Origin of the sequence: Pseudomonas sp. S32 (assembly GCF_016648095.1) — a bacterium.
GTDB classification, from domain to species: Bacteria; Pseudomonadota; Gammaproteobacteria; order Pseudomonadales; family Pseudomonadaceae; genus Aquipseudomonas; species Aquipseudomonas parafulva.
In genome coordinates, this window is sequence record NZ_JACVVF010000005.1 from 109680 (window position 1) to 123528 (window position 13849).

A 13849-nucleotide genomic window follows, 5' to 3' on the forward strand; every position below is an offset into this window, starting at 1 on the left:
GCAGCTCAGGTGATGCGCTGTTCGCGCAGCCATCGCATCACCTGCAGCCGCTGGTGGTGCTCCAGCCCCGCCAGAACGGCATCCAGCCCTTCACCCGCCTGCGCCGCCCGCACGATCGGCGCCAAGGGCACCCCCTGCAATTGCCAGACGCCCAGTGGTTGGTCCGCTGTTACCACCACCTCTGCCTCCTCCACCAGCCCGTCACACAGCACTGGCCGGCGCACCACCTGCACCGCCTGGTTGTCCGCTGCCAGGTGCAGTGGCTGGGTGTCGGGCCAGCCCTGGCGCCGGCCCCAGAATGGCTGCCCGCTGCGGGCCTGTTCCTGCGCGTAGAAGTCACGGCCGGTACGCGCGAAACGCATGAACAACTCTGCCACCCGCTGTTGGTGAAACTGGCGGGCCAGCCCTGCCCGCCCTGGCCTGCGCAAGAGGGTGTTGATCACCATCGGCGCCTGCAATGCCGAAGACAAGGACTGGAAGATCCCATTGCCAGACAGCGGGTCCACGGCCATTGCGGCATCCCCCACCCGGATCCAGTCCATGCCTACGCAATCCCCTGCCAGGATAGGCGTGCTGCTGCGAGCATGGACGGGCGCCGCCAGCGATGCCTGGTTACCAAACAGCTCCGCCGCCAGCGCGCTGCGCTCACGCAACACCGCGCAGTAGCCGGCCAGGGCTGCCTTGGCTGGCAGGTTTTCGGCGTCCTGGGTGATCTGCCAGTAACCGCGCCCATCCGCCAGCCGCGCCATCCATGCCCAGCCGCCGTCCAGGCTTTCGATCGCCGAAGCAGGCTCGCCAGGGGCACCCTGCCAGCTCGCCAGCAGGCTGACCGTTTCAGGGCCACGCAGGCGGTCCGCCGCCAGGGGGGCTTGTCGGCCACGGGCTTCTACCAGGAAATCGGCCTCCAGCACCTGGCCGTCATCCAGGTGAACCTGGTAGCTGACGTCGTGCTCGATCTGCCGCGCCCGCCCTTCGATAACCGTGATGCCGGCCTGCAGAAGGTCATCGCGCAGGGCATGGTCGAAACGTTGCCGGTCCAGCAGGTACTCCTGGTTCATCTGCAAGTGCTGGCCGTTCCAGTGCACCTGTCGGGTAGCCGACGTGGCAGCCTGGTTCAACGCACCGCCCAAACCAGCATGGCGCAAACCTTCCAGCACCCGCTGCGACACACCCTCCACTGCCGAGAAGCGGCGCCACTCGGACACGACCGTTACCGGGTACCCCAGGCGACCAAGGCCAATGGCGGTGGCAGCCCCCGCAGGGCCTGCACCCAGCACGAGGATGCGGGGCTCATGCATGCCTGGCGCCTCGCCGCTCCGGCCCCTTGAAGGCCGCCAGGCTGCGCAACCAGTCCCGCACCTGCTGAGGGTGCATGCCAGGCTCATCACGCAGCAGCGCCGCAACCCTGCCGCTCAATGCAGCGCACCCCAGGCTGGCACCCGCGGCAGAACCACTGCCCACATGGCCGCCAAAATCCGCCTGACGGCTACCCAGCCATGACCACTGGCCAGGGGCGCAGCGGGCATCCCCGGTCACGCGGATCACCCCGGGGTAACTGGCCGGGTATACCGGCGCCCCGCGGGCGGGGCTCGATGCACACAACAACACGCCTGCCGCCTGGGCCTCGGCGCAGGCCTCGCGCAGCACGGGCCGGTCCTGCTGCAGGCCAAGGCTCAGGTTGACCACCGTTGCGCCCTGCTCTACCAGCCACAACAACGCAGCTGCCACCTGCAGGGCGCTGGTGCTGGGCTGGGTGTCGAACACCTGGGCCATCAGCAGCGACACCCCCGGGGCCTCGCGCTGTACGGCCGCGAGCACAGCCGTGCCGTGCCCCAGTTGGTCAACGGCCATTTCAGCGTCACGCAAGTCGGCCCGCTCCAGCCAGAAACAGCGTGTGGCCAGCAGGCCCTGTGCCTGAGCGGGCGAGCAGCCGCTGTCGATCACACCCATACGTACCTCAGTTGTCATGCTTTGCTGCCTCCTGCAAAAGAACCTCCAATTGGCCATCACGCAATTGCACGTGCAAGTCGGCATCGGCCAGTGTCGATGCCCGATGGCTGATCAGGATGCGCGTGCGGCCCGCAAACAGCTGGTCGATCGCGGTGATCACTTCGCGCTCGGTGGCTTCGTCCACCGCCGAGGTGGCTTCGTCCAGCACCAGAATAGCCGGCGCCTGCAACACTGCGCGGGCGATGGCAATGCGTTGCTTCTGGCCGCCAGACAACTGCTGGCCACGCTCGCCCAGCAGGCTGTCCAGGCCCTGCGGCAGGCTGTCAACCAGGCTACCCAGGCGTGCCAGGTGTACCACCCGCTCCAGTTCGGCGCGGGACGCCTCAGGCACGCCATAGGCCAGGTTCTGTGCCAGGGTTCCGCGAAACAGCACGATGTCCTGGCTGACCACGGCCACCCGCCTGCGCAGGGCAGCAAGGTCCAGATCGCGCAGGTCCGCGCCATCCAGCAGAATACGGCCCGCGTCCGGGTCGTAGAAACGCTGCAGCAGGTCGATCAGGGTCGATTTGCCCACCCCCGATGGGCCACTGATGGCCACTTTCATACCGGCCGGTATGCACACGTGCGCACCGTCCAGCACGGCGCCGTGACGCCCTTGGTGGGCAAAGCTCACACCCTCAAGCCGCAGCTCGCCAGGGCCATCAGGCATGGGCCGGGGGTGGCGCGCCGGAAGCACAGCCACCGTCTCCTGCTTCAGCTCCATCACCCGGCCCAGGCTCACAGCCATGCGCTGCACCGCCACGTACAACCCCAGCAGGCTCTGCACGGGGCCCACCGCCATGCCCATGTAGGTGGAAAAGGCGATCAACGCTCCCAGCTGCCACGTGCCCTGAATCACCCACCAGCCCCCCACCAGAAACGCGCAGGCGCGGCACCACGACGTCAGCGTGCCGGGGATCGCCTGGGTGAAGAATTCGGTGACCTGCACCTTCAGCAACTGGCTCATGTACCCTTTGCCCAACTGGTCGAGCCGCCCAGCCTCACGGCGTTGCTGGCCGGCCGCCTGGATGAACTTCATCGCCGGCAGGGTTTCGACCAGGAACGATGACACATCGGCAGAGCGTTCACGCAGGTTGCGTACTTCACGCTCAACCTTACGTCGCATCCAGCGCAGCCACAGCACTTCTACCGGCACCAGCAGTGCCAGCAGCAGTGACAGCTGCCATGACAGCATCAGCATCAGGGCCACCGCACCTACCAGGCCGATCACAGCCGACACCGCCGAGAACAAAGAGTCCACGGCAAAACGCTGGATCTCCGCCACATCGCCGTCCAGGCGTGACAGGATATCGCCCATGCGCCGGCGCCCGTAGAAGGAGGGCGACAACTGCTGCAAATGGCGGTAAAGGTCGTCACGCAGCGCGAACAGAATGCGCCCAGACAACCGCGTGTGCAGGTAGCGGTTGACCCCGGCCAGCACCGTACCCAAGAGGCCCGTAACGATCATGATGGCGGCAATGTGCCAAAGCGTCTGGTAATCCCGCGCCAGCAGGCCCTCGTCGATCAGCGTCTTGACCAGCCAGGGTTGCATCAGGGCCAGCAGCGAGGCGCTCAGCGAGAGGCCCAGCAGCACGCCGATGGCGCGGCCATGTGGCCGCACGAAACTGTACAGCCAAGCCAGGGCCTGGCGCATCAGTACGGGGTCGCTGGACTCCACCAGCCTTGCGAACAGGTTGCCCACGGCTCAGCAACGCAGGGCTTTGAGCTTGCGGTACAAGGTCGCCCGGCTGATGCCCAGTGCCTCGGCAGCGGCCGAAACGTTGCCCTGGTGGCGGGCCAGTGCGCTGCGCATCAGCTCCAGCTCGTTGTCTTTCAGGCTGCCTGACGGCGGGTTGGCACTGGCCAGTTCTTCCAGCAGGCAATCGGTCAGGTGGTCGAGGGTCAACACCTGTTCACCCGGTTCGCGCATGGCCAGCGCCGTGCGCAACACCATCTCCAGCTGGCGAATGTTGCCCGGCCAGTCGTAGCCATGCAGCACTGCGTCGAGCGCGGGGTCGAGGGTGACGGCCGCAGCCGCGCACTTGTCCAGCACCTGCTGGATGATCGCGGTAAGGTCTTCGCGTTCGCGCAGGGCCGGCAGGCGCAGCGACACGCCATTGACCCGGTAGTACAGGTCTTCGCGAAAGCGCTGGTCGTGGACCAGGCGCTTGAGATCGCGGTGGGTCGCGCAGATCAACGCAACGTCGATGTCCTGTTCGTCACCGGCACCCAGCGGTGCCACCCGCCGCTCTTGCAGCACCCGCAACAGGCGTGCCTGCAAGGCAAGGGGCATGTCGCCGATCTCGTCCAGAAACAAGGTACCGCCATGCGCCTGCATCAGCCGCCCGACCATGCCACCGCGCCGCGAGCCGGTGAACGCCCCCTCGCGGTAGCCGAACAGTTCCGACTCGATAAGCCCCTCAGGGATGGCCGCGCAGTTGACCGCCACGAATGCCTTGTCGGCACGTGAACTGGCGTGATGCAGGGCGCGGGCGGCGACCTCCTTGCCGGTGCCAGTCTCACCCAGCAGCAGCACCGGCAAACCATTGCCGAGGCCTTGCCGGGCCATGCGCAGGTTGCGGGCCAGGCGCGAATCAGCGCCGGCCAAGGCCTCAAGCCCGGGGGCCTGGGTGGGCTGGGCCGGTTTGCCTGGCAACGGGTGACCCGTTACCCGCCCATGACGGGGCAGTTGCAAGGCACGCACGAAAAACTCGCCTTTGGCCGTTTGCACACTGCTCACGCCGCCTTGCCAAAGGCGTGCAATAAAGGCTGGGGAGCGCTCCCCCAGCAGGTCGCTGCTGCGTCTGCCGATCACTTCCTGGCGCGACATGCGCATCAACTGGCAGGCGTTGTCGTTTACCCCGACCACTTCGCCCTCCAGGTTCAGCGCCAGCAAGCCATGCCAGGCGCTGTTGAGGTACTGCGCACGGGCGTGAAACCCAAGTACCAGATGGCCCGGGTGACACAGGCCGAACAGCCGGCTCTCGATGGTGCCAGCAGCCAGCATCAGTGCGGTCAGGTTGTCCTGCGGTTGCGCCATGACCCCTTCACGGGTGATGTCCAGCACACCGATCACCTCGCCACCGGGGTCACGCAGGGGTACAGAGGTGCAGGAGAAGGGGCTGAGGCGGTCCAGGTAGTGTTCGCCGCAGTTGATCAGCGTCGGGCGGCCCTCCACTACGGCAGTACCAATGGCGTTGGTACCGCGCAAGGACTCGCTCCAGCAACTGCCCGGGTGCAGGTCGCGCAGGCCTTCACGGCTCAGCACATGGGTCTGCCCTTCGATGGCCAGCACGTTGGCCTGGGCATCGCCGAGGATGACGATGCCACCTTTACCCTGGCGGGCAACCAGGTAGTCCAGTTCAGGGGTGACGGCGTCCAGCAGCAGGCGGTTGCGTTCGAGCAACGCGCGCAGGTCCTGCCCCTGCTGCAGGCCCAGGCCCACCTGCTCGCCTTGCAGGCAATTGAGCCCATGGCCAAGGCTTCGGCGCCACGAGGCGTCGATCTCGTCGCGCAGCATGCCCAGCGGCAGCTCGCCTTCGCTGGCCAGTTTCAAACGGGCCTGGCGGGTTTCGTGAAGTGCGTCTTGGGCGTTTGTTATGGATTGTCGCGCCATGTGCTACTCCGGCTGTGCCCCGCCGAGCAGCGGGGAACGGGCTTGGGAATTTTTCATGCAGTGTGCGCGATAAATGGCAAACCGTCATCTGGCGGATGGGGCCAGCGGGTGATCCGGCAGTTTCTCGACTTTCAGGTTGTCCAGCACCAGCAGCGAATCGTCCTCTGTAGAGTCCACGGTCAGCGTGAACACCTCTGGGCCTTCGATGATCAGTTCCTGCCGACCGTAACGCATGGGGCCTGCGTCATCCTCTGAAAGCTCAATCTGTTCGCCTGAGATGCTCAGGCCCAACCCCGTATAGCTGTTGCTGCCCCAGGAGAAACTGACCAGGCGACGGCCCGCACCGGGCAACGAAAAGGTGATGGTGCCGTCCGCCTGCAGGTGTTTACCCGCAATCAGGCCGCCGCTGTCATGGGCCGCATCACTGACGCCCTGCCTGCGAGGGCCCATTTCGAACACCACCCCGTCTACCGTCACTTTAGCGACATCGCCTACGGCAAGGTGCTCGAAATCCAAGTCGGGAAGCGGCGTTGGGCGCCCGACCGCCTGCCCATCAGCGTCATAGCCGAAGGTCATCACGCCACCCTTGGCCGAGGGGAACGCCAGGCTGACGACCGGCACCAACTGGTGGTACGCCTGGTAGTAACGGATCTGGTCGAACTGCGCCTTGACCAGTGCTTGGGGTTCGCCGCTGACAAAAAAGAACGCCTGTATCGGAAGCTCACCCCCACTGCCTGCGCTCCATACCGGGAGCAAGACCTCGTTATTGACATGCCACAGCGCATCCGCCAGCCCGGCGCGTGCATGTATGGCAGCCTGGAAAGCCCTGGCGGGTGGCTGCGAGGGCTCGCGCATGTCCCACCCGCACACCCGGTAGTTACCGGCGTTGGGGTAACGTTCAAGCCATTGCTGCGCCGTCGACACGCCCAGGGTCTGGCAGCTGGCCGTGGTGGTTTCGTAACCGGTAATAGGGCCACACCCTTGCAAGCTGGGGCGCTGATTGGTGTTGGCGTTGATCGGGAAGCTGCACAGCACCTCCAGCTTGTTGTTCTTGCCGGGCGGCACAGCCTGCACGGGTGGCAGGATCAGGCCGTTCTGGTTGCCAAAGGGTTTGCCGAAGTTGTTGTCCTGGCGCAGCCACGAGAACGCCACGCTGCCCTTCGTCAACTGGCTTTGGGTGGGTTCCCACGGCAAAAACTGAGTGCTGGTGGTCGTGGTCCGCACATGGATGCAGCTGCACAGGTAGGCAGGCTTGCTGGGCCCACCACAGTCATCGGCAACCGCGTTGTACCACGTCTTGAGTTGATCGACTGACTCACGCCCACGCTGGTTCAGGAAGCCGATCAGGGGCGACGCCGGCGCCCCCGTGTCTTCGGCTTGCGCCCCGGCCTGTGGTGCGGCAGAAGCCGATGTGGCAGTGACCAGCGCCGTGAGGCTCATGCCGAACAGTGTCTTGGCGAGTATTGGTTTTTTGCGCATCGCATCAGCCCCTGTATGAAGTTGGGGTAGAAACCCCGGTGCGATGATGTTTGCCCGAGTCTTCACTACCGGGCTACTGGCAGAACTGCCAGGCGAGCCGCAAAAATGCACGTTAGCCCTGCACAATTGTCGATTGTGCAGGGCAAATTCGCATGACAGGATTCTGTGATCCTCCAGCGAACTCCAGTTTTCACATGGAAATCAATAACAAAGCAGGGAGAACGCAATGCTTGCAGACACTCACGCTTCGGCTTCCGAACCTGTGCTGGCCGAGGTACGCAACCGAGTCGGCCATCTCACACTGAATCGACCCTCTGGCCTCAATGCCCTGACCCTGGACATGGTGCGCCGCCTGCGCCGGCAACTGGACCTGTGGGCAGACGACCCCGAAGTGGTCGCGGTGATGCTCAATGGCGAGGGCCCTAAAGGGTTTTGTGCGGGCGGGGACATCCGTTCGCTGTACGACAGCTTCAAGGCAGGTGACACCCTGCACGAAGCGTTTTTCGTCGAAGAATATGCGTTGGACCTGGTCATCCACCGTTACCGCAAACCGACCCTGGTATTGATGGACGGTTTCACCCTGGGCGGTGGTATGGGCCTGGCCCAAGGCTGCGACCTGCGTGTGGTCACGGAGCGCAGCCGCCTGGGTATGCCGGAGGTGGGCATTGGCTACTTCCCCGATGTGGGCGGCAGCTACTTCCTTTCGCGCATCCCGGGCGAACTGGGCACCTACCTGGGCGTAAGCGGCAACCAGATCCAGGCCGCAGACGCCCTCTATTGCGGCCTGGCGAACTGGTACGTCCACAGCGACGCGCTAACCGCACTGCAGCAGGGTCTGGACACGCTGCGCTTTGGCGACCACCCGCTCAAAGACCTGCAGAGCCTGCTGGCGAGCCTTGGCACTCAGGCAGTGGACGGTGCGCCTCTGGCGCAGCTGCGGCCAGTGATCGACCATTTCTTCGCCCTGCCGGACCTGCAGGCCATTGTCGAGCAGCTGCGCACGGTCAGCATCGGCGACAGCCATGCGTGGGCGCTGGCCACGGCGGATGCGCTGGATAGCCGCTCCCCACTGGCCATGGCGGTAACCTTGGAGATGCTGCGCCGCGCCCGCCACTGCTCGCTGGAAGACTGCTTCGCCATGGAACTGCACCTGGACCGCCAGTGGTTCCAGCATGGTGACATCATCGAAGGGGTCCGCGCCCTGATCATCGACAAGGACAAGCAGCCCCGCTGGAACCCGCCGACCCTGCAGGGGCTGCAGCGCCAGCGTGTCGACCAATTCTTCGAAGGCCTGTGAGGCTGGGAGCACGCACATGCAAGATGTGGAACTGAGCGAAGAACAAGTCATGATCCGCGACATGGCCCGGGATTTCGCCCGGGGCGAGCTCGCCCCCCATGCCCAAGCGTGGGAAAAGGCCGGCTGGATCGATGACGGTGTGGTGCGCAACATGGGTGAGCTGGGCCTATTGGGCATGGTGGTACCTGAAACCTTTGGCGGCAGTTACACCGACTACGTGGCCTACGCGCTGGCGGTGGAGGAAATATCTGCAGGGTGCGGCGCCACGGGCGCGATGATGAGCATCCACAACTCGGTGGGTTGCGGGCCGCTGCTGGCCTACGGTACCGACGAGCAGCAACAGCACTGGTTGCCGCGCCTGGCCAGTGGCGAAGTCATCGGCTGCTTCTGCCTGACCGAGCCACAAGCTGGGTCTGAAGCGCATAACCTGCGCACGCGGGCAGAGCTGGTAGACGGCCAGTGGGTGATCAACGGCGCCAAGCAGTTTGTCAGCAATGCGCGCCGCGCGGGCCTGGCCATCGTGTTCGCGGTCACTGACCCGGACCTTGGCAAGAAGGGCCTGTCGGCATTTCTGGTACCAACGGACAACCCAGGGTTCAAGGTAGACCGCAGTGAGCACAAGATGGGCATCCGTGCATCAGATACCTGCGCGGTCACCTTGGAGCAATGCCGCATTCCTGCAGCCAACCTGTTGGGCGAGCGTGGCAAGGGGTTGGCGATAGCGCTGTCGAACCTGGAGGGTGGGCGCATCGGCATCGCCGCCCAGGCACTGGGTATCGCTCGCGCGGCGTTCGAGGCGGCCCTAGCCTACTCCCGTGAGCGCGTGCAGTTTGGCAAGCCGATCAACGAACACCAGAGCATTGCCAACCTGCTGGCCGACATGCAGGTGCAGATCAACGCCGCACGGTTGCTTATCCTGCACGCCGCCCGCCTGCGCAGCGCAGGCAAGCCCTGCTTGTCTGAAGCCTCGCAGGCCAAGCTGTTCGCCTCGGAAATGGCCGAGCGGGTGTGCTCGAAGGCTATCCAGGTGCATGGTGGCTATGGGTACCTTGAGGATTACCCGGTGGAGCGCCATTACCGCGATGCGCGCATTACGCAAATCTATGAAGGGTCAAGCGAGATTCAGCGCATGCTGATCGCGCGGGAGTTAAAGCATTACCCTCTTTAAAGCACGCTTACCGCCCGGTTATTGCCAGTACCTTGCATCATCCACCACGCGGGCGTGCCCCTCGAACAGCGCGGGCAGTTGCTCTTTCAGGTAATCGATCCAGGTACGTACCTTGGCATCCAGGTAATGGCGCGATGGGTAGATGGCGTACAACGCATTTTCGCGCAACCTGTAGGGCGCCAGTACCCGGCACAGGCGCCCCTGCTCGATGGCCTGGCTGGCGGTGTAGAACGGCAGCAGGCCAATACCCATGCCTAACTCGGCAGCGACCAGCATGGCGTCCGCGACGTTGGTCTGGAAGCTGTCTTGCGGCGCGATGACGCACTGTTCCTCGCCTTGGGTAAACACCCAGTCGCCTTCGTACAGCGGGTACGCCATGCGCAGGCAGCGATGCCCATGCAGGTCCTCAGGCCGGTTAGGCACGCCGTGGGCCTGCAGGTAACCCGGCGCCGCGCAGGCGATGCTGAAGATGGTGCCCAGCGGTACGGCGATCAACTGCGAGTCGGGCAAGGCCTGGTCCACCGTGATGACCACGTCGTGGCCTTCGGCGAGCGGGTCCGGGTTGCGCTGGGACAAGGTCAGTTCAACCACCACCTCCGGGCACAGCGCGTTGTAGCCGGCCACCAGGGGCATCAGCAGCAAGCCCAACCCATGGGGGCAATGCAGGCGCAAACGCCCGCGCGGCATCAGGTGCGCACCGCGCGCTTCGCCCATGGCTTCTTCGGTCAACTGCAGGATCTGCCGGGCGCGCTCCAGAAACCGCTCACCTGCCTCACTCATGCGCAAGCGCCGGGTGGTGCGGTGCAACAGCCGTGTCTGCAACTGGTTCTCAAGCTCGGCGACGATCCGCGAAACCTGGGCAGCGGAGATGTCCAGCGCGGTGGCCGCCGCCGCGAAACTGCCGCACTCCACCACCCGGGTGAAGGTACGCATGGCCTGCAGCATGTCCATGGGGGACGCTCCTCAGAAGGGGGGATTCAGGCCAGCACCTGAATGATCCAGGTGGCCTGCTGGTTGAACGCTTCGACCTTGGCCAAAGGCACAGTGTCACGGGCCCGCTGAAAATTAGCCAAGGTCTGCTGTTTCTGTTTCAGCATGCGCTGCCATTTCACCCGAAATGCCGGGCCCTTCTCCTGCATCAGCAGCGGGCCGAAATACAGCTGTTCAGGGCTGTAAGCCGCCGCCCCGGGCTCGGCGACGATGATTTCGTAATCAAAGCGGTTCTCGCGCAGCACCTCTTCGGCCACGATGCGGTAACCATTGCCCATCAGCCACTGGCGCAGTTCAGGCTCTGCACCGTTGGGCTGCAGCACCAGGCGTGTCACACCCGCAAGCCGCGCCTTACCGGCCTGCAGAATCTCGCACATGGTCTCACCGCCCATGCCGCACAGGCTGATCACCGACACCCTGTCATCCGCTTCGATGGCTGCCAGGCCGTCGGCCAGCCGCACGGCGATGTGCGCCTGCAAGCCGTGCTTGCGCACATTACGCTGGGCCGAAGCATACGGCGTGGGCGCTACTTCACCGGCCACCGCACAGGCGATGAGCCCGCGGCGCATCAACGCCACGGGCAGGTAGCCGTGGTCTGATCCGATGTCGGCCAGGCGCGCGCCATGTGGCACGTAGGCGGCAACCCGTTCCAGGCGCATGGACAATGTGTGTTCGTTCACGGTCAACCCCTTTGCAGTGGGGCGCGATTTTGCCGGTGAACGCCCCGTAATTCAAACACGGGGGCCACCTCGACCCGCACGGCCGGGTGGCGTACGCTTGCTGTTTTCCACCGTCGCAAGGCAAACCTGACCATGGCAAACGCAGATATCACCTACACCCCGGACCCGGATGCAGACGCCATCTCGTCTGACGTCGCCGAGTACAACGGCGTGCTGGTGACCACCCAGATCCCTACCCACCCCGACGGCAGCCTGGCACTGGGCAGCATCGTCGAGCAAAGCGAATGCACGCTGCAGGCCTTGAAAGTGGCACTGGAGAACGCCGGCAGCGGCATGGACCGCGTGCTGCACCTGACCATCTACCTCACCGACATGGCCGACCGCGCCGCCTTCAACGAGGTGTACCAGCGTTTCTTCAGCAAACCCTGGCCTGTGCGCGCCGCCGTGGGCGTTGCCGCCCTGGCTTTCGAAGGCATGCGGGTGGAAGTGACGGCAATGGCCGCCAAGCGCTGATCTGCGCACGGCCAATGCACCTCCGGGCAGGCCAAGGGTGCTGCCCGGCGGTTTCGCCGCTACAATGCGCGCCTAACCGTGACAGCCCGAAAATATAACGACATGTCCCTTCCCAAGAATCACCTGGAACTGCTCAGCCCTGCCCGCGACGTGGCCATTGCCCGTGAAGCGATCCTGCATGGCGCGGATGCCATCTATATCGGCGGCCCAAGCTTCGGCGCACGCCACAATGCCTGTAACGAGGTCGCCGACATCGCCCAACTGGTCGAGTTCGCGCACCGTTATCACGCACGCGTGTTCACCACCATCAACACCATCCTTCACGACAACGAACTGGAACCTGCACGTGCGCTGATCCACCAGCTGTACGACGCCGGCGTCGACGCCCTGATCGTGCAGGACCTGGGGGTGATGGAGCTGGACATCCCGCCCATCGAGCTGCACGCCAGCACCCAGACCGACATCCGCACCCTGGAGCGCGCGCGCTTCCTCGACCAGGCAGGCTTCTCGCAACTGGTGCTGGCCCGCGAGCTGAACCTGCAGCAAATTCGCGCCATCGCCGCCGAGACCGATGCCGCCATCGAATTCTTCATCCACGGCGCCCTGTGTGTGGCGTTCTCCGGCCAGTGCAACATTTCCCATGCCCAGACCGGTCGCAGTGCCAACCGTGGCGACTGCTCCCAGGCCTGCCGCCTGCCCTACACGCTCAAGGATGATCAGGGCCGGGTAGTAGCGTTCGAGAAACACCTGTTGTCGATGAAGGACAACAACCAGACCGCCAACCTGCGCGACCTGGTGGATGCGGGCGTGCGCTCGTTCAAGATCGAAGGCCGCTACAAGGACATGGGCTATGTGAAGAACATCACCGCCCACTACCGCAAGGAACTCGACGCCATTCTGGAAGATCGCCCAGGCCTGGCCCGCGCCTCCAGCGGCCGCACCGAGCACTTCTTCATCCCTGATCCGGACAAGACCTTCCACCGCGGCAGCACCGACTACTTCGTCACCGACCGCAAGGTCGACATCGGTGCCTTCGATTCGCCCACCTTCACCGGCCTGCCAGTTGGCGTGGTGGAAAAGGTCGGCAAGCGCGACCTGCAGGTGGTCACCGACGTACCGTTGACCAATGGCGACGGCCTCAATGTGCTGGTCAAGCGCGAGGTGGTCGGGTTCCGGGCCAATATCGCCGAACCCCGTGGCCAGTTCGAGGAAGACGGCCACACCCGCTACCGTTACCGCGTTGAACCCAACGAAATGCCCGAAGGCCTGCACAAGCTCAGGCCCAACCACCCACTGTCGCGCAACCTTGACCACAACTGGCAGCAGGCCCTGCAACGCACCTCTGCAGAACGCCGCATTGGCGTGCGTTGGCAGGCGGTGTTGCGCGAACAGTGCCTGACGCTGGTGGTGACCAGCGAAGAAGGCGTCAGTGCGCACGTGACACTGGACGGCCCGTTTGGCCCGGCCAACAAGCCCCAGCAGGCACTGGATCAGTTGCACGACCTGCTGGGTCAGTTGGGGACCACCCTGTACCACGCCGACAGCATCGAGCTGGACGCCCCGCAGGCGTACTTCATCCCCAATTCGCAGCTCAAGGCGCTGCGCCGCGAGGCCATCGAGGCATTGACCACGCTGCGCATCCAGGCTCACCCCCACGGCTACCGCAAGCCCGAGACCACGCCGCCACCGGTCTACCCCGAGTCGCACCTGTCGTTCCTGGCCAACGTGTACAACCAGAAGGCCCGGGACTTCTATCACCGTCACGGCGTGCAACTGATCGACGCCGCGTACGAGGCCCACGAGGAGCACGGCGAGGTACCGGTGATGATCACCAAGCACTGCCTGCGCTTCTCGTTCAACCTGTGCCCCAAGCAGGCCAAAGGTGTCACCGGTGTACGCACCAAGGTGGCGCCCATGCAACTGATTCAGGGCGACGAAGTGCTGACGCTCAAGTTCGACTGCAAACCCTGCGAGATGCATGTCATCGGCAAGATGAAAAACCACATCATCGACCTGCCGACCCCTGGCAGCGCCGTGTCGCAAGTGGCCGGGCACATCAGCCCTGAGGACCTGCTCAAAACCATCGTGCGTGCCCCCCACTAAGGGCCTAGGCGGCA

11 protein-coding genes are annotated in these 13849 nt (G+C 64.6%); 4 read left to right on the forward strand and 7 right to left on the reverse strand.

The window, feature by feature from the left end; all coding sequences use genetic code 11:
- Positions 1-5: 5 nt before the first annotated feature.
- The 5 genes from qhpG to IAE38_RS04540 form a co-directional block, all read right to left on the reverse strand.
- Positions 6-1298 carry a flavin-dependent monooxygenase QhpG gene (qhpG, locus tag IAE38_RS04520; RefSeq protein WP_201216194.1) on the reverse strand — a complete coding sequence of 431 codons (1293 nt, stop codon included), beginning with the start codon at positions 1296-1298 and terminating at the stop codon, positions 6-8.
- On the reverse strand, positions 1291-1968 hold the full coding sequence (qhpE, locus tag IAE38_RS04525; RefSeq protein ID WP_201216196.1) for a subtilisin-like serine protease QhpE: 678 nt from the start codon (positions 1966-1968) through the stop codon (positions 1291-1293). The genes qhpG and qhpE overlap by 8 nt, the downstream gene beginning before the upstream one ends.
- Positions 1958-3691 carry an ABC transporter ATP-binding protein gene (locus tag IAE38_RS04530; RefSeq protein ID WP_201216198.1) on the reverse strand — a complete coding sequence of 578 codons (1734 nt, stop codon included), beginning with the start codon at positions 3689-3691 and terminating at the stop codon, positions 1958-1960. Before IAE38_RS04530 ends, qhpE begins: the two co-directional genes overlap by 11 nt.
- A 3-nt stretch (positions 3692-3694) precedes the next feature.
- Positions 3695-5605, reverse strand: a complete 1911-nt coding sequence (locus IAE38_RS04535; protein WP_201161644.1) for a sigma-54-dependent Fis family transcriptional regulator — start codon at positions 5603-5605, stop codon at positions 3695-3697.
- A gap of 84 nt (positions 5606-5689) precedes the next feature.
- The gene (locus IAE38_RS04540) at positions 5690-7084 is read right to left on the reverse strand and encodes a hypothetical protein (protein ID WP_201216200.1); all 1395 of its coding nucleotides are present in this window, start codon (positions 7082-7084) and stop codon (positions 5690-5692) included.
- A gap of 226 nt (positions 7085-7310) precedes the next feature.
- Between IAE38_RS04540 and IAE38_RS04545 the strand changes: the two genes are divergently transcribed.
- Together IAE38_RS04545 and IAE38_RS04550 are read left to right on the forward strand one after the other, a co-directional pair.
- Entirely contained in the window at positions 7311-8381 is a 1071-nt protein-coding gene (locus tag IAE38_RS04545) for an enoyl-CoA hydratase/isomerase family protein (protein ID WP_201216203.1), read from the forward strand.
- Positions 8382-8397: 16 nt separating this feature from the next.
- The gene (locus tag IAE38_RS04550) at positions 8398-9549 is read left to right on the forward strand and encodes an acyl-CoA dehydrogenase family protein (RefSeq protein WP_201216205.1); all 1152 of its coding nucleotides are present in this window, start codon (positions 8398-8400) and stop codon (positions 9547-9549) included.
- A gap of 18 nt (positions 9550-9567) precedes the next feature.
- Here the strand turns inward: IAE38_RS04550 and IAE38_RS04555 are convergent, their stop codons facing one another.
- On the reverse strand, positions 9568-10500 hold the full coding sequence (locus IAE38_RS04555; protein WP_201161641.1) for a LysR family transcriptional regulator: 933 nt from the start codon (positions 10498-10500) through the stop codon (positions 9568-9570).
- 26 nt (positions 10501-10526) lie between these two features.
- On the reverse strand, positions 10527-11219 hold the full coding sequence (locus tag IAE38_RS04560) for a tRNA (adenine(22)-N(1))-methyltransferase (RefSeq protein ID WP_201216207.1): 693 nt from the start codon (positions 11217-11219) through the stop codon (positions 10527-10529).
- Between the two features lie 132 nt (positions 11220-11351).
- Here IAE38_RS04560 and IAE38_RS04565 point away from each other — a divergent pair, with 132 nt between their 5' ends.
- Entirely contained in the window at positions 11352-11732 is a 381-nt protein-coding gene (locus IAE38_RS04565) for a RidA family protein (RefSeq protein WP_201161639.1), read from the forward strand.
- 102 nt (positions 11733-11834) lie between these two features.
- Positions 11835-13835, forward strand: coding sequence for a peptidase U32 family protein (locus IAE38_RS04570; RefSeq protein ID WP_201216209.1), 2001 nt, complete (start codon positions 11835-11837; stop codon positions 13833-13835).
- Positions 13836-13849 lie beyond the last annotated feature (14 nt).

Excerpts from the sequence above, each read along its gene's own strand:
- IAE38_RS04570 (WP_201216209.1), top strand. The coding sequence starts at position 11,835 with ATGTCCCTTCCCAAGAATCACCTGGAACTGCTCAGCCCTGCCCGCGAC.
- IAE38_RS04565 (WP_201161639.1), top strand. The coding sequence starts at position 11,352 with ATGGCAAACGCAGATATCACCTACACCCCGGACCCGGATGCAGACGCC.
- IAE38_RS04555 (WP_201161641.1), bottom strand. The coding sequence starts at position 10,500 with ATGGACATGCTGCAGGCCATGCGTACCTTCACCCGGGTGGTGGAGTGC.
- IAE38_RS04550 (WP_201216205.1), top strand. The coding sequence starts at position 8,398 with ATGCAAGATGTGGAACTGAGCGAAGAACAAGTCATGATCCGCGACATG.
- IAE38_RS04535 (WP_201161644.1), bottom strand. The coding sequence starts at position 5,605 with ATGGCGCGACAATCCATAACAAACGCCCAAGACGCACTTCACGAAACC.
- qhpG (WP_201216194.1), bottom strand. The coding sequence starts at position 1,298 with ATGCATGAGCCCCGCATCCTCGTGCTGGGTGCAGGCCCTGCGGGGGCT.
- IAE38_RS04540 (WP_201216200.1), bottom strand. The coding sequence starts at position 7,084 with ATGCGCAAAAAACCAATACTCGCCAAGACACTGTTCGGCATGAGCCTC.
- IAE38_RS04545 (WP_201216203.1), top strand. The coding sequence starts at position 7,311 with ATGCTTGCAGACACTCACGCTTCGGCTTCCGAACCTGTGCTGGCCGAG.
- qhpE (WP_201216196.1), bottom strand. The coding sequence starts at position 1,968 with ATGACAACTGAGGTACGTATGGGTGTGATCGACAGCGGCTGCTCGCCC.